This window comes from Streptomyces sp. NBC_00986, assembly GCF_045162565.1.
In the GTDB taxonomy this organism is placed as follows: Bacteria; Actinomycetota; Actinomycetes; order Streptomycetales; family Streptomycetaceae; genus Streptomyces.
Window position 1 is genome coordinate 2,167,845 of record NZ_CP108733.1, and the last position, 22,020, is coordinate 2,189,864.

Sequence of the window (22,020 nt, forward strand, 5' to 3'; positions counted from 1 at the left end):
TTCGTATTCTGGGTTCTGGGCGAGTTCGGGCACTACCCGAGAGGTGAAGCACCGCATGACGACGCAGCCCGGTCGGTCGGCCGAGGAAGAGTTCCAGCCCGTCACCGAGGAGCAGTTGGCCGAGCAGTTGGCGTACTACTCGAGTCGTGCGGGGGAATACGACGACTGGTGGCTACGGCGGGGAACCTTCGACAAGGGCGAGGCCGCGAACGAGGTGTGGTTCCGCGAGGCGGAGCTCGTCCGGTCCGCGCTGTCCTCGGTCGAACTCGGCGACGACGTCCTCGAACTCGCACCCGGTACGGGCACGTGGAGCGTTCACCTCGCCCCTCGCGCCCGGAACCTCCTGCTGGTCGACGGGTCCGCCGAGATGCTCGCGCACAACCCGGCGGCCGAGGAGGAACAGGTCCGGACCGAGATCGCGGACCTGTTCACCTGGGAGACCGACGAGCGGTTCGACGCGATCGTCTTCACGTTCTGGATCTCGCATGTCCCACGCGAACGGCTCCGTCCTTTCTTCCGTTCGCTGGGGAGTTGGCTACGGCCCGGCGGCCGGCTGTTCTTCGTCGACGACCTGCCGCTCGCGACCGCCGAACCGCATGTGGACGGCGCGGCCGGGCAGACCATGACGCGTCGGCTCAACAGCGGGTTGAGCGCGACCATCGTCAAGAACTTCTACCCGGCCGCCGAACTCGCCGCCGTGGCCGGTGAGTTCGGAATCGACCTGGACGTGCGGGAGAGCGAGACGTACTTCCAGTACGGCACCGGCCGCAAGCGCTGAGCCGAGGGTCGTGGCGGAGTGCTCAGCCGACACCGATCGTCGCCGTTCTCAGTTCGGTGAAGAACTCGATCGCGTCGTCGGCGCACTCCGCCGGGCCCACCTGGGACCCCTTGGTCCCGATGTGCGGCATGTGCGGAAACGCTCCCACGCCCGGCCGGTTGACGTGCAGCATGCCTGCCTCGGCCTCGGCGAGGAACCGGCCGATCAGCGGCAGACTGGCCGTGAACAGGGTGGCCGACATGCCGTACCGGACCGAGTTGTTGATGGCCACCGCCTCGTCGAAGTCACGGCACCGCAGGACGACCACGATCGGACCGAACACCTCGGTGTTCGCGAGCGGGGCGTCCGCGGCGATGTCGGTGAGGACCGTCGGCGCCATGAAGTAGCCGCCGCCGTCGGTGACCACCGGGGTTCCCCCGGTGACGAGTCGGGCGCCGTCGCGTACGGACGCGGAGACGGCGTCCAGACACCGTTCGAGGCTGGCGCTGTTGATCAGCGGACCGAGATCGGTTCGCGGGTCGTCCGGTCGGCCCACCCGCAGGGCGCTCGCCCGGGCCGCCAGACGGGCGACGAAGTCGTCGAAGACCTCGTCCTGGACGATGGCCCGACTGGTCGCGGAACAGCGCTGTCCGGCCTGACCGAAGGCGCCGTGCGCGACGGCGTCGGCCGCCTTCTCCAGGTCGGCGTCCGCCAGGACGACGACCGCGTTCTTGCCGCCCATTTCGAGCTGGGTCCTGGTGAGCGACGCGGCGGCGGCCGCCTGGACGCTGCGGCCGACGTCGACGCTTCCGGTGAAGGACACCCCTTTGACCAGCGGGTGTTCGACGAGGGCGGCCCCGGTCGTGCCGTCGCCGTGCACGAGGTTGACCACACCGGCCGGAACTCCCGCCTCGTAGGCGAGACTTACCAGCCGCTGTGCGGTGAACGGAGCCAGCGGTGACGGCTTGATCACCACCGTGCAGCCGGCCACCAGGGCCGGGGCCAGCTTCCACACCGGGATGGCCAGCGGAAAGTTCCACGGTGTGATGAGCCCGACCACGCCGATCGGACGGCGTGTGGTGGAGCTCCAGGTGTCCGGGCTGTCGGACGGCAGCGTACGGCCGCCGAGCCGTCGGCCCAGCCCGGCGGCGAACCGGACGATCTCGATCGACCGGGCGACCTCGGAATCCGCCTCCGCCCGGGTCTTGCCGTGTTCCTCACTGATCAGCAGGGCCAGTTCGCCACGGTCCCGCTCCATCAGCCCGGCCAGGCGATGGACCAGGTCCGCGCGGGCGATGGAGCCCAACTTCCGCCACGCCGTGAGCTGTTCATGCGCCGTCCTGACGGCACTGTCGACAACTCCCCTGTCCGCGACGGGAATCCGGCCTAAGGACGTGCCCGGGCGGGCGGGGTTCACTTTCTCCAACAGGGCATCGCCCTGGACGTGTTGGCCGCCGACGAGGTGTGCGCCCACGTGGATGCGGTCGGCCCGTATCTCAACGCTCAACGACATCGGCGTTCCTCCGCTCTTCCCGGGCACCGTTCAGGATCTGCTTGGCCACGCCCTGGCCGATCGACTCGAACCGGTCCTCGGCCGACAGCAGCGCGGCCACGTCCTGGTACCGGAACACGTCGCCCAGCGGGGCCAGTTGGTTCTCCACGGGCGCCGCCGTGCCCTCGGCGAGGATGGACCCGAATATCTGGCGGATCGACGTGATGGCGCCCCGCAGACCCTGGTTGGCGTAGATCGCGAGCGAGGCCCCGCCGGCCCGCAGCTCTTCCATCGTCACGCTGTTGTACGTCGTCGGGACGACCACGATCGGCAGTTGACCGTCGTAGGCGGCGCAGAACGAGTAGATCTCGTCCGGTGTGGTGCGCTTGGAGTGGATCAACAGGGCGTCCGCGCCCGCGAGTTCGTAGGCCTCGGCCCGGCGCAGGGCTTCGTCGAGGCCGTAGCCGGAGATGAACGCCTCGATGCGGGCGATGATGACGAAGTCCTCGCTGACACGTGTCGCCACCGCCGCGGCGATCTTGCCCGCGAAGTCCTCGATGGGGACGAGGGCCTGGTTGCCGGCGACGAAGCTGTTGAGCTTCGGGAAGGGACCCCACGATCGACGCCGTCAGCATCGTCGTCGGGAACGCGCTGCACCGGCCGATCGCCGAGGCGCTGGTCGCCGCCGGGAAGCACGTGCTGTGCGAGAAGCCGCTGGCCGGTTCGCTCGAAGACGCCCGCGCGATGGCCGAGTTGGAACGGTCCACCGATGTCGTCACCGCCGTCGCGTACACCTTCCGCCGCTCCCCCGGCATCGCCGCGATCCGCGACCATGTGCGGCGCGGCGAACTGGGCGACCTCACCCTGTTCAACGGACGCTACTGGTGCGACTACGCCACCGACCCCAAGGGGCCGCTGAGTTGGCGTTTCAAGGGGGGTGCCGGTTCCGGCGCGCTGGGCGATGTCGGCTCGCACGTCATCGACACCGCCGAGTACGTCGCCGGGCCCATCGCCTCGGTCTCCGGTGCCACGCTGTCCACCCAGATCGCGAAGCGTCCGCTGCCGCTCGGCGCGGTCGTCGGGCACAACACCGCACCTGTTTCAGATGAGTTCGGGGAGGTGGAGAACGAGGACACCGCGTCCTTCACGGCCCGCTTCGAGTCCGGGCTCGTCGGCACCTTCTCCGTCACCCGCACCGGTTTCGGGCTGCCCAACGGGCTCGCGTTCGACGTGCTCGGGGTCGGCGGCCGGGCCGCGTTCGACCAGCACCGGCCGGCCGAGTACCTCTTCGACGACGCCCAGCCCGACGCCCGTACCCGCGGTGCCCGGCAGATCATCGCGGGGCCCCGACTGCCGTACTTCGCGGGCGGCGTGCCGATGGAGGCGCCGGGCACCGCGGGTACGGGCGTCGGCAACGCCGACAACTTCACCTACCAGGCCCGTGCGTTCCTCGACCAGGTCGCGGGGGTCGCCGACCCGCTGCCGGCCTGCGCCACGTTCGCCGAGGGACTGCGGACCATCGAGATCATCCGCGCGATCGTCGAGTCCTCGCGGGCCGGCGGCACCGTCGTCACCGTCCCGCCCGCCGTCTGACCACCCGCACCCGTCCAAGGAGCACCCGCATGTCCCTCAAGCTCGGCGCCTACACCGCCTGTCTGCACGACCGCCCGCTGGCCGAGGCCCTCGACATCCTCAAGGAGAACGGCCTGACCTCCGTCGAGGTCAACACCGGCGGGTTCATCCCCTCCCCGCACTGCCCGGTCGACCTGCTGCTGTCCTCGGCGACCGCGCGCGAGGAGTACCTGGCGGCCTTCGCGGACCGCGGGATGGAGCTGACCGGCCTCAACTGCAACGGGAATCCGCTCAATCCGCTCCCCGGGGTCGGCCCGAAGCACGGGGACGACCTGCGCCGTACGATCCGCCTCGCGGGGCTGCTCGGGGTGCGGCACGTGGTCACCATGTCCGGCACGCCGGGCTCCGACCCGGACGCCAAGTACCCGTCCTGGGTGGTGAATCCGTGGGACGGCGTCTACATGGACGTCCTCGACTACCAGTGGGGTGTGGCGGTCGAGTTCTGGACGGAGATCGACGCGCTGGCCCGGGAGAACGGCGTCCGGGTCGCCATCGAGATGCACCCGCACAACCTCGTCTTCTCCCCCGGTCACCCTGAAGCGGCTCGTCGACGCGACCGGCGCGACCAACGTCGGTGCGGAGATGGACCCTTCGCATCTGATGTGGCAGGGCATGGACATCGTCGCCTCGATCAAGTGGCTGGGCCCGCTGGTGTTCCACGCCGCCGCGAAGGACGCGAGGCTCTGCCCCGGCGCCGACATCCGCGGTGTGCTGGACACGTCGTTCACCCGCGTCCCCGCCGACGCGCCGGACAAGGTGCCCACCGGCTACGGCTTCTGGTGCAACTCCTGGCCCGAGAACCCGGCGTGGAAGTTCGTCGCCGTCGGTGTCGGCCATGACGTCGCGTACTGGACGGAGTTCCTGCGTGCCCTCGCCGAGGTCGACCCGGACATGGCCGTGAACATCGAGCACGAGGACGCGGCCTACTCCCAGACCGAGGGGCTGGCACTGGCCGCGAAGAACCTGCACGCCGCGGCGGCCGCCGTCTAGGCCCAACTCCGCTATCAGGTAAGGGAGTACAGGACCGCGTCCGTCGACCGGGCGCGGTCCGCTGTCCCGCCGCTCGAACCATGTCGTCCCGCGCCTCGACGGACCGGTGCCCGGGGTGAGGGGTACCTGCGGCTGTCGCCCGCTCGGGCTGACGTCCGGGGCTCCTCACGCGCACCGCCCGGATCGTGGTGGCATCACGGCCCGCTCGGCCCTCCCCGACTCACGCGACGGCTCAGGCGGATTCGCGCACGACCAGCCGGCAGGGAACGCTGTGCAGTCCGCGCGCCGGCTCGGAGTCGATGGCGTCCAGCAGCAGGAGGGCGGCCCGACGGCCGACCTCCGAGAGGTCCGTGTCGATCGTGGTGAGGGGCGGGCGGGAGGCCAGAGCCATGACGTCCCAGTTGTCGTAACCCACGATCGACACCCTGCCGGGGACGTCCAGGCCGTTCTCGCGCAGCGCGTCGGCGACACCCCTGGCGATCTGGTCGTTGCCGCAGAAGAAGGCGTCCGTGTCCGGTGCGGTGCGCAGCACCGCTTCGGCCGCGCGCCGGCCCCACGCCTCGCTCCACTCCCCGAAGTGGACCCGGCCGGTGGCGAGTTCCATGGCGGACTGCTTGAGCAGTTCGAGGGTGTGGTGGGCCCGGTCGCGGGCGGCCGCGTGGTGGGCCGGTCCGGTGATGTGCGCGATCCGGCTGCGGCCGGTGCCCAGCAGATGCTCGATCGCCAGCCGGGCTCCGCTCCGGTCGTCGGACACGACGGAGATGTCGTCCGGGTCGGTGGACGGCGAGAGCGCGTAGACCGTGGGGATCGGTTCGATGCCGTTCAGCGGCGGACGCGGGTCGGTCCTGCGGCCGGTGACGATGATGCCGTCCACCCGGCGGTCCATCAGGTTGCGCAGGTGGTGCTGCTCGCGGATGGCGTCGCCCCGGGTGTCGCACAGCAGTACGGAGATCTTTCCGGCGCCGAGCGCGTCCTCGGCGCCGAGGAGGACGGGCGTGCTGAAGCGGCCGATCCCGTCCGTCGTCATCAGCCCGACGGTCCAGCTGCGTCCGGTGTGCAGGCTCTGCGCCTGCTGATTGGGCCGGAAGTCGAGCTCCTCGACGGCGTCCAGGACGCGCTGCCGGGTCTCCGGGCGCATGCTCCCACTGCCGTTCAGCGCCTTTGAGGCCGTCCCGACACTGACACCGGCCAGCTTGGCCACGTCGGCCAGCTTCGCCCGCCCGGTGGGCGGAAGACTTGGAACGGCGGTCACGCGCAACCCTTTTCCTGGATGACATCGGCAGCAGCATCCTGACACCGTTCACGCCGGCCGGCCAGTCCTGACCAGGCGAGGAAATTGTTTGCGCGGACCTCTTGACGCGCACTCGGTCCCGTTCCTACCTTTCCCGGCAGAAAAACGTTTTCCTAAGCGGGTTCGAGAGACGGAGCCACGCCCGTCCGGCCTCAGGGACGCCCTGACGCACGTCGCGCGCCGGGTCCCCGTCCTGCTTCCCACCTACCTCTCCGGAGAGCCATGCCCCGCCCACGTCCCACCGCGCTTTCCTCCTCGGCCCCGGCCCCGTCCGAACCAGCAGGCACCGTCACTGGACCGGTCCACCCCGGACCGGGCGCCAAGGCCGCGCTCGCGCCCGCCGCGGTCGAGGTACGCGCCGGCTTCTGGAGCACCCGCCGTGAGGTGAACGCGCGCGTCTCCCTCCCGCAGGGCCCCGGACTGCTGGAGTCGGCGGGGAATCTGCACAACCTGCGGCTGGCGGCGGGCGCGGTCGAGGGCGAGTTCCGGGGCGCGTACCCGTTCGTGGACACGGATGTCTACAAGTGGCTGGAGGCCGCCTCCTGGCAGCTGGCCCAACAGCCCGACCCCGAGCTTGAGTTGGAGGTCGACCGGATCGTCGCCCTGGTCGCCGGCGCGCAACAGCCGGACGGCTACCTGAACACGTGGTTCCAGCTGCTCAAGGGCGGCGAACGGTACAAGGACCTGCGCTGGGGTCACGAGTTGTACTGCGCCGGGCATCTCATCCAGGCGGCCGTCGCCCACCACCGGGCCACCGGCCGGCCCCAACTCCTGGACGTGGCCCGCAGGTTCGCCGACCACATCGACTCCGTGTTCGGCCTGCCCGGCAGCGGCAAGGAGATCGACGGCATCGACGGCCACCCCGAGGTCGAGACCGCCCTGGTGGAGCTGTACCGGGAGACCGGTGAGCGCCGCTACCTCGATCTGGCCGGCTACTTCGTCGACCGTTTCGGCCACGGTCTGCTGGGCGGCGAGGCGTACTGCCAGGACCGGGTGCCGCTGCGCGAGGCGGACACCGTGGAAGGCCACGCCGTACGGCAGTTGTACCTGCTGGCCGCCGCCGCGGATCTGGCGACCGAGACGGGGGACGCCGAACTCCGGGCGGCGGGCGAGCGGTTGTGGCGGGCGATGACCGCCACCAAGACCCACCTCACCGGCGGCCTCGGCGCGCACCACGACGAGGAGGACTTCGGCGACCCGTACGAACTCCCCAACGAGCGCGCGTACTGCGAGACTTGCGCGGCCATCGCGTCCGTCCAGTGGAGCTGGCGCATGGCCCTGCTCACCGGCGAGGCCCGTTACTCCGACCTGATCGAACGCACCCTGTACAACGGTTTCCTGGCCGGGGTGTCGCTCGACGGCGAGCGCTGGCTGTACGTCAACCCGCTCCAGGTCCGCGACGGCCACACTGACCCGGGCGGCGACCAGTCGGCCCGCCGCACCCGCTGGTTCCGCTGCGCCTGCTGCCCGCCGAACGTGATGCGGCTGCTGGCCTCGCTGGAGCACTACCTCGCGTCCGGTGACGAACAGGGCCTGCAGATCCACCAGTTCACCACCGGCCACTACTCCTACGGCCGGATGTCCGTCCGCGCCGAGACCGACTACCCCTGGCACGGCACGATCGCCCTCACCGTCGAGGACACCCCCGACCGGCCGTGGACCCTGTCCCTGCGCGTCCCGCAGTGGTGCCGCGAATTCCGGGTGCGGGTCGGGGAGTTGACGTACGACCAGACGGACGCGCCGGTCGAGGACGGGTGGCTGCGCCTCGAACGGACCTGGGCGCGGGGCGACTCGGTCGTCCTGGAGCTGGTGCTCGAACCCCGGCTGACCGCCGCCGACCCGCGGGTGGACGCCGTGCGCGGCTGTGCGGCGATCGAGCGCGGGCCGCTCGTGTACTGCCTGGAGCAGGTGGACGTCCCCGGCGGCGGTCTGGACGACGTCGTCCTCGACCCCACCCGCCCGCTCGCCGTGAAGCACCGCCCGGATCTGCTCGGCGGGGTCACCACCGTCGTCGCCGCCGGGTACCGCAGGCGCCTTGCGGAGGGCGGGAGTTGGTGGCCGTACCGGGCCCCCGCACCCGGCGCCGCACCGGCCGGCGACCTGGTCGAGCTCACCGCGATCCCCTACTACGCGTGGGCCAACCGCCGGGACGGCGCCATGCGCGTCTGGCTGCCCACCTCCTGAGCCCACCGCCCCCTCCGTCTCCCTTCCTACGAGCCGCACCAAGACAACGAGGTCACCGTGAGAAACACCCGCCGCACCCTCCTCACCGCCCTAGCCGCCGTCGGCGCGCTCACCTCTGTCGCCGCCTGCGGGGGCGGTTCCGACTCCTCCGCGTCCGGCTCCGGGAAAGCCGGCGGGACGTACAACTTCTGGGACCCGTACCCGCAGTTCGACGCCTCCTCGGCGTGGGGCAAGCTCGTCAGCAAGTGCGGCACCGCCGCCGGGGTCAAGGTCAAGCGCACCAGCATGGACACCACGGACCTGGGCAACAAGGCGCTGCTCGCCGCCCAGCAGGGCAACGCTCCCGACGTGATGCTGGTGGACAACCCGGTCGTCTCCACGCTCGTGGAGGCGGGGATCCTCAACAAGACGAGCGACCTCGGCCTCGACACGTCGTCGATCCAGAAGAACATCCTCGGCGCTGGCGTCATCGACAACGCCTCCTACGGGGTGCCGATCGGTGCCAACACCCTCGCGCTCTACTACAACAAGAAGATCCTGACCGCGGCCCACGTCGACCCCGCGTCCGTCAAGGACTGGGCCTCGCTCACGGCGGCGCTGAAGAAGGTCAAGGCCGCCGGGAAGAAGGGCATCACGTTCTCCGCGATCAACACGGAGGAGGGCAGCTTCCAGTTCCTGCCGTGGTTCTGGGGCGCGGGCGGCGACCTCACCAAGCTCGACTCGACGAAGGGCGTGGCCGCGCTGTCGTTGTGGAAGCAGTGGGTCGACGGCGGATACGCGCCGAAGGACGTGCTGCAGAACACCCAGACCACCAGCTGGCAGGAGTTCGCCACCGGCGACTACGCGTTCAGCGAGAACGGCACCTGGCAGCTCGGCAACGCCGACAAGGCCGGCTTCCCGTACGGCGTCGTCAACATCCCCGGGCAGAACGGCGGTTCGGCGCCGGTGCCGACCGGCGGCGAGTTCGTCACCGTCCCGGTGCAGAAGGACACCTCCCGCTACGACGTCAGCAAGAAGATCGTCACCTGCCTGACCAACTCGACGAACCTGCTGACCACCGACACGACCCTGACGTACGTGGCGCCCACCGCCCAGGTGCAGGCCCAACAGGTCAAGCAGAACCCCGAGTTGAAGCCGTGGGTCGGCGCGGTGGCCGCGGCGCGCGGCCGCACCAGCGACGGTCTGGGCACCAAGTACCCGACGATCTCCCAGCCGTTGTGGACCGCAGTGCAGAACGCCCTGTCGGGCGGCAAGAGCCCGCAGGCGGCCCTCGACGCCGCTCAGACGGCCGCGGGCAAGGGCTGACACCGGCCTCCGCGCCTCTCCGGAAACCGCATCACCACCGCGCCCGCCCGGACACCGCCGCCGGCCCGGACACGCCACCCGCATCCAGGAGTACCCATGACCATCGCCCGCGTCGACCGCCGCTCACAGCGGTCGACGGCCAGGTCCGGGGCGACCGGCACCGGACAACGGACGGACGCGTCGGACCTACGGCGCCGACAACGCCGTAGGAACCAGCTGATCGCGCTGGCCTTCATCGCCCCGCTGGTCCTCTACCTCGCCGCCTTCTACCTCTATCCGCTCTACCGCAACCTCGACCTCAGCCTGCGCGACTACACCGTCCGGTCGTTCGTGCAGGGGGACGCGCCCTTCTCCGGCCTCGCCAACTTCAGGACCGTCCTGGACGACCCCACGTTCGGCCCGGCGATGCGCCACACCCTGGTCTTCACCTTCGCGTCGATCGCGTTCCAGTACGTGGCCGGGCTCGCCCTCGCGGTCTTCTTCAACCGGCACTTCCGGCTGGCCGGAACCCTGCGCGCCCTGTTCCTGATCCCCTGGCTGCTGCCGCTGATCGTGTCGGCGTCGACCTGGTCGTGGATGTTCAACAGCGAGTCCGGGGTCATCAACTACGCCCTGCACTTCGTGGGCGTGCCCCCGGTGGACTGGCTCAACTCGCCCGACTGGGCGCTGACTTCGGTCGTCATCGCGAACATCTGGATCGGCATCCCGTTCAACCTCGTCATCCTCTACAGCGGGCTCCAGAACATCCCCGCGGAGCTGTACGAGGCGGCGTCCCTGGACGGGGCCGGCGCCTGGCAGCAGTTCCGCCGCATCACCTTCCCGCTGCTGCGTCCGGTGTCGGCGATCACCCTGCTCCTCGGGCTGGTCTACACGCTCAAGGTGTTCGACCTGATCTGGATCATGACCAAGGGCGGTCCGGGCGACGCGTCGTCCACCCTCGCGACCTGGTCGTACCAGCTCGGCTTCGGCACGCTGCTGCCGAAGTTCGGCCCCGGCGCGGCCGTCGGCAACATCCTCATCCTCATCGCGCTCGTCTTCGGCCTGCTGTACATCCGCGTCCAGAGGAGGCAGGAAGCGTGAAGTCCCGTACGGGAAAGCGCCGTTACACCGTCATCGGCGTCCTGCTGACCGCGCTGATGCTGTTCCCGGTGTACTGGATGGTCAACGTGTCCCTCACCCCGCAGCAGGACATGCGCAAGACCCCGCCCGACCTGCTGCCCCTGCACCCCACCTTCGAGGGCTACCGGGCCGTCCTGAACGACCAGTTGCCCTACCTCGGCACCAGCCTGCTCATCGGCCTGGGCACGGTCGCCCTCACGCTGGTCCTCGCGGCCCCGGCCGGCTTCGCCCTGGCCAAACTGCGCCCGCTGGGTGGCGGCACCCTCGGACTCGCCCTGCTGGTCGCCCAGATGATCCCGGGCATCGTCATGGCGATGGGCTTCTACGGCATCTTCCTCGACCTCGGTCTGCTCAACTCCTGGTGGGGGCTGATCGTCGCGGACTCCACCATCGCCGTGCCGTTCGGCGTGATGATCTTCACCGCGTTCATGTCGGGCATCCCCGGCGAGCTGATCTCCGCGGCCCGCATCGACGGCGCCGGCACCTGGCGCACCTTCCGGTCCGTCGTGCTGCCGGTCAGCCGCAACGCGGTGGTCACCGTGTCGCTCTTCAGTTTCCTCTGGGCCTGGTCCGACTTCGTCTTCGCCAACACCCTGGACGGCGGCGGCACTTGGCGGCCGATCACCCTCGGCATCTACAAGTACATCGGCAACAACAACCAGGAGTGGAACGCGATCATGGCCACCGCCGTCGTCGCGTCGATCCCGGCGGCCGCCCTCCTGGTCCTCGCCCAGCGCTACGTGGCCGCGGGCGTGACCGCCGGCGCGGTCAAGGACTGATCCACGGTGCCGGCCTCACCGCGCCCACCGGTCGGGCGGGCCCGCGGGCCGCCGACGCCTCCCCGAGCCGCCTCCGCACAGCAGCGCACCTCACCGCACCTCACCCGCACTGAGCAAGTCCCCCTCCCTTCCTCAGGAGAGCCGCTGATGTCATACCTGAGCCACCATCACCGCTCCAGAGCACCCCTCGGCCGCGTCGGCGCCACCGTGCTGGCCACCGCCCTGGCCGCGACCGCCGTCGCCCTGACGGGCGCACCCGCCGAAGCCACTCCGACCTCGGCCACCACCTTGACCGTCAACGCCGCGCAGAACCTGCGCCCCGTCACCCACGTCGGCACGGGCAGCCTCTACGGCCTCGCCAACGCGACCACCCCCGCCGACAGCGTCGTACAGGCCCTGAAACCCAACACGTTCGTCCAGATGGCGCCCGGCGGAAGCCAACTCCCCAACGGGGAGCCTGCGCCCGCGGGTGACGCCTTGGTCGTCGCCCCGAAGGCCGCGGCCGCGGGGGCGAAGGTGGTCGTACGGATGCCGGACTGGTATCCGAACTTCCCTTACCAGTGGGTGAGTTGGAGCAACTGGCTCACGGCGGTCGACCAGCAGGTCGCCTCGGTGAAGTCCTCCGGTGCCACCAACATCGGCGCGTACGAGCTGTGGAACGAGCCGGACTGGACCTGGGACACCGCCAACGCGGGTGCCTTCGACGCCGGTTGGGCCCGTACGTTCAAGGAGGTCCGCGCCAAGGACGCCACCACCCCGATCCAGGGCCCGAGTTACTCGGCGTGGAACCAGTCCTGGATGACCACCTTCCTCACCGACGCCAAGGCCAGCGGCACGGTCCCGGACGTCATCGCCTGGCACGAACTCCAGGGCAGCTCGGGCATCGCCGCCCATGTCGCGGCCTACCGCTCGCTGGAGAGCAGCCTCGGCATCAGCCCGCGTCCGATCGCCATCGAGGAGTACGGCACGCCCACCGAGATGGGCGACTCGGGCGCGCTCATCGGCTACGCCGCCAAGTTCGAGCGCGCGGGCGTCCGCGACGCCGAGCTGGCCTTCTGGAACCACTACGGCACCCTCGGCGACACCCTGACCGACACCGGCGGCTCGCCCAACGGCTCCTACTGGTCGTACAAGTGGTACGGCGCCATGTCCGGGACCATGCTCACCACCACACCGCCCGCCCAGACCGGCATCGACGGTCTCGCCTCCCTCAACAGCGCGGGCAACCAGATCAGCGTCATCGCCGGTGGCTGCACGGGCTCCTGCGCCGTCACGGTCAACGGGCTCTCCTCCCTGTCGGCCTACGGCAGCACCGTCCACGTCAAGCTGGAGTACAGCCCCGACACGGGCCGCACCACCGCCTCCCCCGGTCCGATCACCGTCTCCGACACGGACTACGCCGTCTCGAACGGCTCGATCACCGTGCCGGTCACGATGAACGCCGCCGACGGATACCACCTGACGATCACCCCCAGCGGCACCTCGACATCGCTGGCCGGGCGCTACCAGATCACCAACAAGAACAGCGGCCTCGCCCTGGACACCCTCAACGCGGCCAACGCACAAGGCACTTCGGTCGTCCAGGCCACGTCCACCACGGGCACCGACCAGAACTGGACCCTCGTCGCCGCGGGCCAGGGCCTCTACAAGATCGTCAACCAGAAGAGCGGCCTGCTCCTCGGCATCACCAACGCGGGCACCGCCAACGGCGGCACCGCCCTGATCTGGGGCGACAACGGCACCGCCGACCACCTCTGGCAGGTCGTCCCGGCCCGCGACGGCTACGACAAGATCGCCAACTACAACAGCGGACTCCTGCTCGGCGTCGACCAGATGAGCACCACCTCCGGTGCCCAGGTCCTGCAGTGGTCCGACAACGGCACCGCCGACCACCTGTGGAAGCTCACCTCGCGCTGAGGCAACCGCAGCGACCGTTCATCCCATCAATACAGGATTGCGGCTAGGGTGCTGACGGCTCACGCCGAGGCGTACAGCGCAGGAGCGGGTGTCCGCGGGGTGGTCGCTGGAGAGTGCATCGGACACGACGGGGGCTCGGGTTGGATCACGGCGGGCGGCAGCGGAACAAGGTCACCACCCTCGGGTCGGCCGGTCGCGGTGAACGGGTGACCGGTCGGCCGGCGCCATCGGTGCTGCCCCCGTCGCTGCGCCCGTGGCTCGGGCTGATCGCGGTCCTCGCCGCGCTGGTGGTCGTCGCGCTCGGGGTCATGTACTCCGGGCACAGCGAACCCGGCACGGTGGACCGCTGGATCGTCCCGCCGACGGCGGACAGTGTGCGTCCGCCGTGGCGCCATGTCGCCCTGGCCCTGGACTTCCTGGGGGAACCCGCGGGGTCGGCGATGCTGATCGTGGCCGGCGTGGTGGGCTGTCTGCTGCTTCGGCGTCCCCGCGCGGCGGTGCTGGTCACGGCCGGCGTCGGCACGACCGTGGGGGCGACCACGCTCATCAAGCATCTGGTGGGACGCACCATCCACGGCCCCGGCAACCTGTCCTACCCGAGTGGGCACACCGCCTTCGCGACCGCGCTCGCCCTCATGGCGGCGCTGTTCGCGACGGACCGGCTCGGCCTCGGCAGGACGGCCGGTACGTCACTCGTGCTCGCGGCGGGGCTGGCGGCCGGCGCCACCATGGGCTGGGCCGAGGTCGCCCTCGGCGCGCACTATCCGACCGACGTCCTCGGCGGCTGGTGCACCGCGCTGGCGGTGGTTCCGGCGACCGCGTGGCTGGTCGACCGGATCGCCGACCGGACGGCCGAGCCCGGTCGGCGGGACCACCGCTGACGTCACGTCACGCCGAGCGGCGGAACACGGGCTGCACAGGGCGCCCGGCCAGCCAGGGGGTGGGGTCGGCGGCGTCAAGTGCCTTCCGGTACACCGCACATGCCTCGGCGACCACGTCGACGGTGCGGTCGATGTCCGCGTCGTCGAGTGCGCTGCTCACCACGAAGGAGGGAGCCAGCACTCCGCCCGCGAGGAGCCGGCGCAGGAACAGGGTGCGGTACTGCTGCGACGGCCGCCCGTTCTCGTCGAGGGTGGCGAAGACCAGGTTGCTGGCCCGGCCGTTGACGACGACGTGGTCGCCGACGCCCATGCCGGCCGCGGCCTCGCGGACCCCGGCGGCCAGCCGCTCGCCGAGGGCGTGCAGCCGCGCGGTGACACCCTCTTCGACGTAGGTGGTCTGCACGGCCATCGCCGCCGCCAGGGAGTGCGTCTCCGCACCGTGCGTGGTGGACAGCAGGAACACCCGGTCGCCGGAGTGCCGCAGTCCGCCCCGCTCCATCAGGTCGCGGCGCCCGGCCAGCGCGGAGACGGCGAATCCGTTGCCCAGCGCCTTGCCGAACGTGGAGAGGTCGGGGACGACGCCGTACAGGCCCTGGGCGCCCGCCTCGGACCAGCGGAAGCCGGTGATCATCTCGTCGAAGACCAGGACGCAGCCGTGCCGGTCGGCCAGGGCGCGCAGGCCGGCGAGGTACCCGGGCGGTGGTTCGGTGTGGGTGGCGGGTTCGAGGATCAGGCAGGCGATCTCGTCCTGGTACCGGGTGAGCAGCTGCTCCGTGGCGGCCAGGTCTCCGTAGGGGAACGTGACGGTGAGTTCGCTGGTCGCCGCCGGAATTCCGGCGGACATCGGGGTGGTGCCGATGAACCAGTCGTCGACGGAGAAGAACGGCTGGTCGCCGCAGAGGGCCACCCGCGGGCGCCCGGTGGCGGCGCGGGCCAGACGTATGGCGGCGGTGGTGGCGTCGGAGCCGTTCTTCGCGAACTTCACCATCTCGGCGGTCGGGACCGTGGCCAGGAAGCGCTCCGCGGCCTGGACCTCCACGATGGACGGCCGGACGAAGTTGCTGCCGCGGTCGAGTTCCCGCCGCACCGCCTCGAGCACGCGGGGGTGGGCGTGGCCGAGGCTGACCGACCGCAGGCCGGAGCCGTACTCGATGTAGCGGTTGCCGTCGACGTCCCACACGTGGGCACCGTTGCCGTGGCTGATGACGGGGGCCAGGTTCTCGGGGTACTGGTCGTCGCCCTTGGCGTAGGTGTGAGCGCCCCCGGGGATCATGGTGTGCAGCCGCTCGTTGGCTGTCCGCGACAGGGGCAGGTCAAGCACTTCGGTGTCCACGGGGACCTCAACTTTCTCTGTGCTTCAGGACCTCGGCGAGGCTCGGCGCCTCGCGGTCCCGTTGGGACATCAGTGCAACCGGCAGCGGCCACGGAATGGCGAGCTCCGGGTCGTCGAAGGCGATGGTGACGTCCTCGGCCGGATCGTGCGGGCGGTCGATCCGGTACGAGGTGTCGGCGGTGTCGGTCAGTGCTTGAAAACCGTGCGCGCATCCCGCCGGAATGTAAAGAGTTGGTTGTGTTTCTCCTGTGAGTTCAAAGGAAACCCAATGACGGTAGGTCGGGGAATCCGGCCGCAGGTCCACGACGACGTCGAAGATCCGCCCGTACGAGCACCGCACCAACTTGGCCTCGCCCGCGCCGGATCGCAGGTGCAGGCCGCGCACCACGCCCCGGACCGAGCGGGACAGGCTGTCCTGGACGAAGGCGTCCGGGTCGAGGCCCACCGAGCGGACCACGTCGGCGTCGAACGTGCGGCAGAAGAAGCCGCGCTCGTCGGCGTACGGCGTCGGCTCGAAGAGGAACGCACCGGCGATCTCCGGGACTTCGGTCGCTTTCATGGAGACTCCTGCCGAGCGTGAGCGTGTGTGTGGCCGGTCGCGGGGAACACGGCCGCGGTCAACGAGCTGAACTGGTCCTCCAGTTGGCGGGCGGCGGCCAGGTTCCGCTCGGTGAGCGTCTGGCGCAGTTCGGGCGATCGCTTCTCCAGCGCCCTGAATTGCTCCAGCAACCGGTCGGCGTCGACCTCGCGTGCCGGGTGGCAGTACGCGCCGAGGCCCATCCGGTCCATGAGCGCGTCGCTCTTGGCCGCGTAGCTGAGGGCGAGCACCGGTGTTCCGGTCTTCAGCGCGCAGATCAGGTTGTGGTACCTGACTGCCACTACGGTGTCGGCGGCCGTCATCTCCTTCATCAGGTCGGCCAGTGAGGTCGGTTCGGCCGCGGTGACCAGCGGGGAGTCCACCGCTTCGAGGATCGCGGCGACCACCGTCGTATCGCACTGATCGCCGGTGAGCAGCCGGACCGGCCTGCCCTCCTCGACCAGCGTGCGGACGAACCGGATCGTGCCGTCGAGGTAGCGCCGGTATATCTCGTCGGCCCGGGCGCGGTCGTCGTTGCCGCCGTGGAAGTCCATGACGCCGACGCAGACCGTGCCCGGCACGTCCGAGGGTTCGCTCGCGGGTGGTGACGGGAGGGAGAACGCCAGATCCGGGTAGACCTCGTCGCGCGCGGTGTTCACGCCCATGGCCCGCATCGCGTCCCGGGACTGGGCGTCCCGGTACGACCGGTACGCGGCCAACCGCCCCGACCAGCGGACCAGGGCCCGGGTGGGTCTGTTGCGGATCTCGGCGGCGCCGACGCTGACCAGCGCGACCCGGGTGCGCAGCAGCCGGCCACTCGCGCAGAGCAGGAACAGCGAGTACGGGAAGCCCCACGGCCGTAGCGGCAGGGTCGCTTCCAGGACGCCCATGCCCGGCACGATCACCACGTCGTGCTTCCGCACCCAGGCGGCGGTGCGGAAGATGTCGACGAACTTGCCCAGACCCTTCGACGCGATCGAGCCCACGCGGGACGCGGTCCGGTACTCGGCGCGGTTCCAGTGCATCCGGGTGGCGGGGATCCCGAACCGGGCCGTCACGGCCTCGGGCCCGCCGCAGAAGGCGTCCACGACCGCGTCCGGGTGGTCGGCGCGGAGGTGGCCGAGGACGGCTTCGAGCGACCCGTCGTTGCCGAGGTTGCCGGAGCCGAGCAGGCCGAACACCCCTACGCGTACCGGCCGTTGGGGCGCGGAGGTCATGCGTGCCTCCCCTCGCGGCCGGCGACGAGGGCATCGACGGAGACCGTGAGCTGGCCCGGGCCGACCGGGGCGCGGTCCTCGACGCGCTCGCCGGCGCCCGGCCGGACCCGGCTGGTCATCCAGGAAGCCAGGTGTCGGTAGCAGGCGCGCCGGTCGGCCGGGGAGAGCGGCGCCCGCCGGATCGCCGAGGCGAAGCCCCAGACGTACTCGGCGAGCAGCCGGGGCGTGGGGTGCAGCGCGCCCGCCCGGCGCGGGTCCAGGTTGACGCAGCGGGCGCGCTTGGAGGGGTTCGCGCGTTCGGCGCGGGTGGGGTGGTCGCGGCGGAAGTACAGCACTTCCGGCACCTGGTGGAAGGGCCCGTGCAGGGTGATCTCGGCGACGAACGTGCGGTCCGCGTGGTGGTAGCTGTCCATCGGTTTCACCCGGCGCAGCGTGTCGGCCCGCATCACCCCGTAGAAGTCGTCTCCGCCCGGCTCGAACAGCAGACTGCGGAAGCGCTCCGGTGCGTGCGGGGAGTCGGTGGCGAGCGTGTAGTCGTAGGGCACCGTCACCTGGCCGTCGCCGTCGATGACCGCCTGGTCGGTGTGCGCGAGGATCACCTCCGGCCGCTCGTCCAGCGCTTCCACGCAGCGGCGCAGCAGGTCGCGGCCGTAGAGGTCGTCGTGCGAGGCCCACTTGAACAACTCGCCGCGGGACTCGGCGAAGACGTGGTTGTGGTTCGGCGTGGCGCCGATGTTCCGGGGCAGCCGGAGGTACCGGATGCGGGAGTCCTGCGCGGCGTACTTGCGGCAGATGGTCTCGGTGCCGTCGGTCGAGGCGTTGTCGGAGACGACCAGTTCGAAGTCCTCGTATGTCTGGCCGAGCAGGGCGTCGAACGACTCGGCCAGGTACTCCTCGCCGTTGTACACGGGCAGGCCGATGCTCAGCCTCGGTCGGTCGGTCATGAGGTCCTCACTTCGGGGATGGGATCGCGGTGGCGCTCGCGCAGGGCGGAGCGCAGTTGCAGCCACCACACGGCCGAGCCGCTGATGGTCGCGGCGGCGACGCCCCAGGCCGAGCCGGCCGTACCGGCGAGGGCCGCTCCGCCGAGTCCGCCGCCGACGTAGCAGGCGGAGGCGAACAGCTGGCATTTCAGGCTGCGCCGGGCCGCGCCGAGTGCGCGCAGCCCGGCCGCCGCACCGGTGCCGAGGCCCGCGCCCGCGACGCTGAGGGTGATCTGCACGATGAGGTGCGAGGAGGAGTGCCAGACGTCACCGAGCGCCAACTCGCCGAGCCTGCCCGGCATCAGCAGCAGCGCCGAGCCCCAGAGCAGCGCTCCGGCGGCCTGTCCCCCGCCGAGCATCAGGCAGAACCTGCCGAGTTGGTGCGGGGCCTGCCGCAGCACGCGTGCCGCCTCGGGGACGGTGACCAGCGAGAGCCCCATCAGTACGGCGAGGAAGGGGCCGAGGAGGAGTTCGGCACCCCGCACCGCGCCTACCGCGCTGACTCCGACGATCGCGCCGAGCCCGTACGCCCGTAGTTGGCTCGCGCCGCTGAGGCTGACGTTCTCGACCAGGTACCGGTAGCCGAGATCACGCTGTTCGCGCAGCCACCCGCGGGCCTGTGCCGTCCGGGGCCGGATGCCGGACTGGACGCAGCCGTACCCCGCCGCGACCGTGGCGGACGCGCCCCAGGCGAGCACGAAGGCGGCCACGGTGCCGACATGGGCCGCCACCACCATGGCGGGGACGAGCGCGACGCCCCACACGATGTCGTTGACGAAGGCCTTCCGCCCGTCACCGGCGGCGAAGAACGAGAACCGCCAGGCGTCCTGGAGCAGCAGCCCCGGCATCATGAGACCGAGGGCGGCGAAGGCGGGCCCGACCCGGCCGCCGAGGCCTAGCCCGGCCGCCAGGCACAGCGCTCCGAGGGCCGTGCCGACGCAGAGCGCGGTACCCGTCGAGCGGGCCACCGCCCCGCGCCAGGACGCCTCCGGCACCCCGCTGAACCGCACCACGAGCGGGTCGGTGGCCAGGCCTCGGGAGACGTTGAGCACCACGCCGTAGGTCACCCAGGCGAGGCTGAAGACGCCGAACGCGGTGACCCCGAGGGAGCGGGCCACGTAGATGCCCACCGCGAAGTTGCTGATGCTGGAGGCCGCCTGGTCGGCCAGTCCCCAGGAGAGCCGGCCGACGAGGGCGCGCTTGGCGGACCGGGCGGGTCTCGCCGTCGTCCGAGGATTCTCCCCGTCGGTGGTCATCGGCGTCATGTCTTGATCAGCCCGGCCTCGTGCAGAGCGCCGGCCGCGCCGGCCACGGTGTCGAACGGCAGCCCGGACCGCTCGGCGACGTCCAGCAGACTGTGCTCGCCGTCGGAGAGGTTGAGCACCCAGAGCATGGCCATCTGGGCCTGCTTGGTGTCGCTGCGGCCACCGAGCGCGTCGTACAACCCGCGCCGGCCCAACTGGGGTTCGCCGTAGGGGCTGAGGTTGAGGTAACGCCGGTTGCGGTCGAGAACGGCGAACGCCTCGCGGCAGACGGCGAGGGTGTCCGCCATCGCCTCCGGGGAGACGTAGTCCAGGTTGTCCGCCGAGGTGTGGTACTCGGGGTAGCCCGCGTACGGGGTCCGGGTGAGCGAGCCCACGCCCAGGTTGAAGCCGGGCGAGCAGTACTGCCGCTCGTCGTAGCCGTACGGGGTGAACTCGTTGACGCTGTGCGGGCGTTCGGACGCGGTCAGCACGTGCCGCAGCACTCGGTCGATCTCCGCGTCGCCGCGCCTGCTCTGCTTGTACGTCAGCTGTCCCGGGTCCCCGGCGCAGGCCAGCACGAGGCCGTGCTTGACCCGCTCGATCCGCTCCGCGTTGCGGGCCAGCCAGGTGATCGCCCCGATGGTGCCGGGCGCGTAGATGAACCGGTAGGTGTAGTACGGCGTCCGCCGGGCCAGCTCCCGGGCGAGGAACGTCGCCACCGCGATGCCGGCCAGGTTGTCGTTGGCCAGCGACGGGTGGCAGGTGTGGCAGGAGACGATCACCTCGTCGGCGACCTGTCCGGGGACCACGTGCTCGGCGTAGGTGAGGTGGCCGTCGGCGAGTGTGGAGTCGACGCGCACCTCGTACTCGCCCTCGGGCAGCGCGTCCAGGGTCGCCTGAGACAGACAGAAGCCCCAGTCCGGCTTGTAGTAACTGGTGCGGTACGGCACCCAGTTGGGGTGGTCCGGCAGGGTGTGCAGGTGTGCGCGCAGTTCGGACAGGGGCATGGTCCTCGCCACCGGCACGCTGTAGCCGAGCACGTGCAGGCTGGACGCGGCGAAGTCGACGACCCGCCGGCCGGTGCTGTCGGCGATGTACGCGTCCCGGATGTTCCACTCCTGTGGAACGGTCCAATCGAGGACCTGCGTCCCGGTCGGCACCTCGTGCACCTGGAGCGGGAGGTACTCGCCGACGATGTCCAGGGTGGCGCGCACACCGTCCCCCGTGATGCTCCGGCAGAGCGGGTACAGCCGCTCCACCAGCCCGTACATCTCTTCGCCGGTGTCGGTCATCGGCGCCACCGCAGGGTGTCGTCGACGGTGCCGGCGTCGGTCGCCGCGCGCAGTACGGCGAGGCGGGTGAAGCGCTGCTCGAAGTCCTCCTTGGTCAGGTCGAACTTCCGGTAGGCGTCGGCGAGTTCGAGCGCGCCCTGTTTCACCGTCCACTCGCAGTCGAAGCCGGGTATCGCGGTGCGGAAGCGGGAGAAGTCCACCCGGTAGGACCGCGGATCGGCGCCGTTCTCCCCGGTGATCACGACCTTCGCACCGGACACCGCCTCGGCGACCTGGTCGGCGATCTCGGCGACCGTGACGTTGTTGATCTCGCTGCCGATGTTGAACGCCCGGTCGTGCACCGCCTCGCGCGGCGCGGTCAGGGCGGCCGTGAAGGCGCGGGCGATGTCGGCGGCGTGCACCAGCGGGCGCCAGGGGGTGCCGTCGGAGAGGACCAGCACCTCGCCGGACAGGAGCGCGTGGCCCACCAGGTTGTTCAGCACGATGTCGGCGCGCAGCCGGGGCGAGTAGCCGAAGGCGGTGGCGTTGCGCATGAACACCGGGGTGAAGTCGTCGTCGGCCAGCGCGTGTACGTCGTCCTCGACCCGCACCTTGGACTCCGCGTACGGCGTCACCGGGCGGAGCGGGGCGTCCTCGGTGACCAGGCCGTCGCCGCCAGAGGCGCCGTAGACGGAGCAGGTCGACGCGTACAGGAAGCGTCGAACTCCCGCGTCGCGGGCCAGTGTTGCCAGTCGTACGGACGCGTGGTGGTTGATGTCGTAGGTGAGCTCGGGGGCCAGCGAGCCGAGCGGGTCGTTGGAGAGCGCGGCCAGGTGGATCACGGCGTCCACCCCGGCCACGTGCTCGGCGGTGATGTCGCGCAGGTCCACCCGCACCCCGGGCGGGTCGGCGGGCTGCGGGCCGAGGACGGAGTCGGCGAACAGGCCGGAGTCGAGGCCGACGACCTCGTGTCCGGCGGCGGTGAGGATCGGAGCCATGACGGTGCCCAGATAGCCCTGGTGTCCGGTCAGTAGTACGCGCAAGGTTG

General features: G+C 70.7%; 19 protein-coding genes and 1 pseudogene. 10 read left to right on the forward strand and 10 right to left on the reverse strand.

Annotated elements, in window-relative coordinates:
• The first annotated feature begins 55 nt into the window (after nt 1-55).
• Nucleotides 56-778 carry a class I SAM-dependent methyltransferase gene (locus OG504_RS09475; protein ID WP_405989376.1) on the forward strand — a complete coding sequence of 241 codons (723 nt, stop codon included), beginning with the start codon at nt 56-58 and terminating at the stop codon, nt 776-778.
• A gap of 22 nt (nt 779-800) precedes the next feature.
• Here the strand turns inward: OG504_RS09475 and OG504_RS09480 are convergent, their stop codons facing one another.
• Together OG504_RS09480 and OG504_RS09485 are read right to left on the reverse strand one after the other, a co-directional pair.
• Nucleotides 801-2,270 (reverse strand): aldehyde dehydrogenase family protein, encoded by a 1,470-nt coding sequence (locus OG504_RS09480; RefSeq protein ID WP_405989377.1) that lies wholly within the window; start codon nt 2,268-2,270, stop codon nt 801-803.
• Nucleotides 2,254-2,814, reverse strand: a pseudogene (locus tag OG504_RS09485) (isocitrate lyase/phosphoenolpyruvate mutase family protein); the annotation flags it as partial. The gene OG504_RS09480 and the pseudogene OG504_RS09485, both read right to left, overlap by 17 nt.
• 53 nt (nt 2,815-2,867) lie before the next feature.
• Between OG504_RS09485 and OG504_RS09490 the strand changes: the two are divergent.
• The 3 genes from OG504_RS09490 to OG504_RS09500 are packed head-to-tail and all read left to right on the forward strand — an operon-like array spanning nt 2,868 to nt 4,871.
• Nucleotides 2,868-3,842, forward strand: coding sequence for a Gfo/Idh/MocA family protein (locus OG504_RS09490; protein WP_405996286.1), 975 nt, complete (start codon nt 2,868-2,870; stop codon nt 3,840-3,842).
• Nucleotides 3,843-3,871: 29 nt separating this feature from the next.
• Complete coding sequence (locus OG504_RS09495; protein ID WP_405989378.1) at nt 3,872-4,720, forward strand: sugar phosphate isomerase/epimerase family protein; 849 nt, start codon at nt 3,872-3,874, stop codon at nt 4,718-4,720.
• Nucleotides 4,638-4,871, forward strand: coding sequence for a hypothetical protein (locus OG504_RS09500; protein ID WP_405989379.1), 234 nt, complete (start codon nt 4,638-4,640; stop codon nt 4,869-4,871). The genes OG504_RS09495 and OG504_RS09500 overlap by 83 nt, the downstream gene beginning before the upstream one ends.
• Nucleotides 4,872-5,103: 232 nt before the next feature.
• Here OG504_RS09500 and OG504_RS09505 read toward each other — a convergent pair whose 3' ends face one another.
• Nucleotides 5,104-6,123 (reverse strand): LacI family DNA-binding transcriptional regulator, encoded by a 1,020-nt coding sequence (locus OG504_RS09505; RefSeq protein WP_405989380.1) that lies wholly within the window; start codon nt 6,121-6,123, stop codon nt 5,104-5,106.
• A 261-nt stretch (nt 6,124-6,384) separates the two neighbouring features.
• Between OG504_RS09505 and OG504_RS09510 the strand changes: the two genes are divergently transcribed.
• The 6 genes from OG504_RS09510 to OG504_RS09535 all read left to right on the forward strand — a co-directional run bounded on the left by OG504_RS09510 (nt 6,385) and on the right by OG504_RS09535 (nt 14,347).
• Nucleotides 6,385-8,346, forward strand: a complete 1,962-nt coding sequence (locus OG504_RS09510; RefSeq protein WP_405989381.1) for a glycoside hydrolase family 127 protein — start codon at nt 6,385-6,387, stop codon at nt 8,344-8,346.
• Between the two features lie 57 nt (nt 8,347-8,403).
• On the forward strand, nt 8,404-9,651 hold the full coding sequence (locus OG504_RS09515) for an extracellular solute-binding protein (RefSeq protein WP_405989382.1): 1,248 nt from the start codon (nt 8,404-8,406) through the stop codon (nt 9,649-9,651).
• 96 nt (nt 9,652-9,747) lie between these two features.
• Entirely contained in the window at nt 9,748-10,731 is a 984-nt protein-coding gene (locus OG504_RS09520) for a carbohydrate ABC transporter permease (RefSeq protein WP_405989383.1), read from the forward strand.
• Nucleotides 10,728-11,549: a carbohydrate ABC transporter permease gene (locus OG504_RS09525; protein WP_405989384.1), complete on the forward strand. Its 822-nt coding sequence runs from the start codon at nt 10,728-10,730 to the stop codon at nt 11,547-11,549. Before OG504_RS09520 ends, OG504_RS09525 begins: the two co-directional genes overlap by 4 nt.
• A gap of 147 nt (nt 11,550-11,696) precedes the next feature.
• Nucleotides 11,697-13,466, forward strand: coding sequence for an RICIN domain-containing protein (locus OG504_RS09530; RefSeq protein WP_405989385.1), 1,770 nt, complete (start codon nt 11,697-11,699; stop codon nt 13,464-13,466).
• Nucleotides 13,467-13,672: 206 nt separating this feature from the next.
• Nucleotides 13,673-14,347: a phosphatase PAP2 family protein gene (locus OG504_RS09535; RefSeq protein ID WP_405989386.1), complete on the forward strand. Its 675-nt coding sequence runs from the start codon at nt 13,673-13,675 to the stop codon at nt 14,345-14,347.
• Between the two features lie 7 nt (nt 14,348-14,354).
• Here OG504_RS09535 and OG504_RS09540 read toward each other — a convergent pair whose 3' ends face one another.
• The 7 genes from OG504_RS09540 to OG504_RS09570 are packed head-to-tail and all read right to left on the reverse strand — an operon-like array spanning nt 14,355 to nt 22,015.
• A complete protein-coding gene (locus OG504_RS09540; protein WP_405989387.1) occupies nt 14,355-15,680 on the reverse strand; it encodes a glutamate-1-semialdehyde 2,1-aminomutase in 1,326 nt (441 codons plus the stop codon).
• A 7-nt stretch (nt 15,681-15,687) separates the two neighbouring features.
• Nucleotides 15,688-16,239: a dTDP-4-dehydrorhamnose 3,5-epimerase gene (gene rfbC, locus OG504_RS09545; RefSeq protein ID WP_405989388.1), complete on the reverse strand. Its 552-nt coding sequence runs from the start codon at nt 16,237-16,239 to the stop codon at nt 15,688-15,690.
• The gene (locus OG504_RS09550) at nt 16,236-17,474 is read right to left on the reverse strand and encodes a polysaccharide pyruvyl transferase family protein (protein ID WP_405989389.1); all 1,239 of its coding nucleotides are present in this window, start codon (nt 17,472-17,474) and stop codon (nt 16,236-16,238) included. Before OG504_RS09550 ends, rfbC begins: the two co-directional genes overlap by 4 nt.
• Nucleotides 17,471-18,418 carry a glycosyltransferase family 2 protein gene (locus tag OG504_RS09555; protein ID WP_405989390.1) on the reverse strand — a complete coding sequence of 316 codons (948 nt, stop codon included), beginning with the start codon at nt 18,416-18,418 and terminating at the stop codon, nt 17,471-17,473. The genes OG504_RS09550 and OG504_RS09555 overlap by 4 nt, the downstream gene beginning before the upstream one ends.
• Nucleotides 18,415-19,722 (reverse strand): hypothetical protein, encoded by a 1,308-nt coding sequence (locus OG504_RS09560; protein WP_405989391.1) that lies wholly within the window; start codon nt 19,720-19,722, stop codon nt 18,415-18,417. Before OG504_RS09560 ends, OG504_RS09555 begins: the two co-directional genes overlap by 4 nt.
• Nucleotides 19,719-21,002, reverse strand: coding sequence for a DUF4910 domain-containing protein (locus OG504_RS09565; protein WP_405989392.1), 1,284 nt, complete (start codon nt 21,000-21,002; stop codon nt 19,719-19,721). Before OG504_RS09565 ends, OG504_RS09560 begins: the two co-directional genes overlap by 4 nt.
• Complete coding sequence (locus tag OG504_RS09570) at nt 20,990-22,015, reverse strand: NAD-dependent epimerase/dehydratase family protein (protein WP_405989393.1); 1,026 nt, start codon at nt 22,013-22,015, stop codon at nt 20,990-20,992. Before OG504_RS09570 ends, OG504_RS09565 begins: the two co-directional genes overlap by 13 nt.
• Nucleotides 22,016-22,020 lie beyond the last annotated feature (5 nt).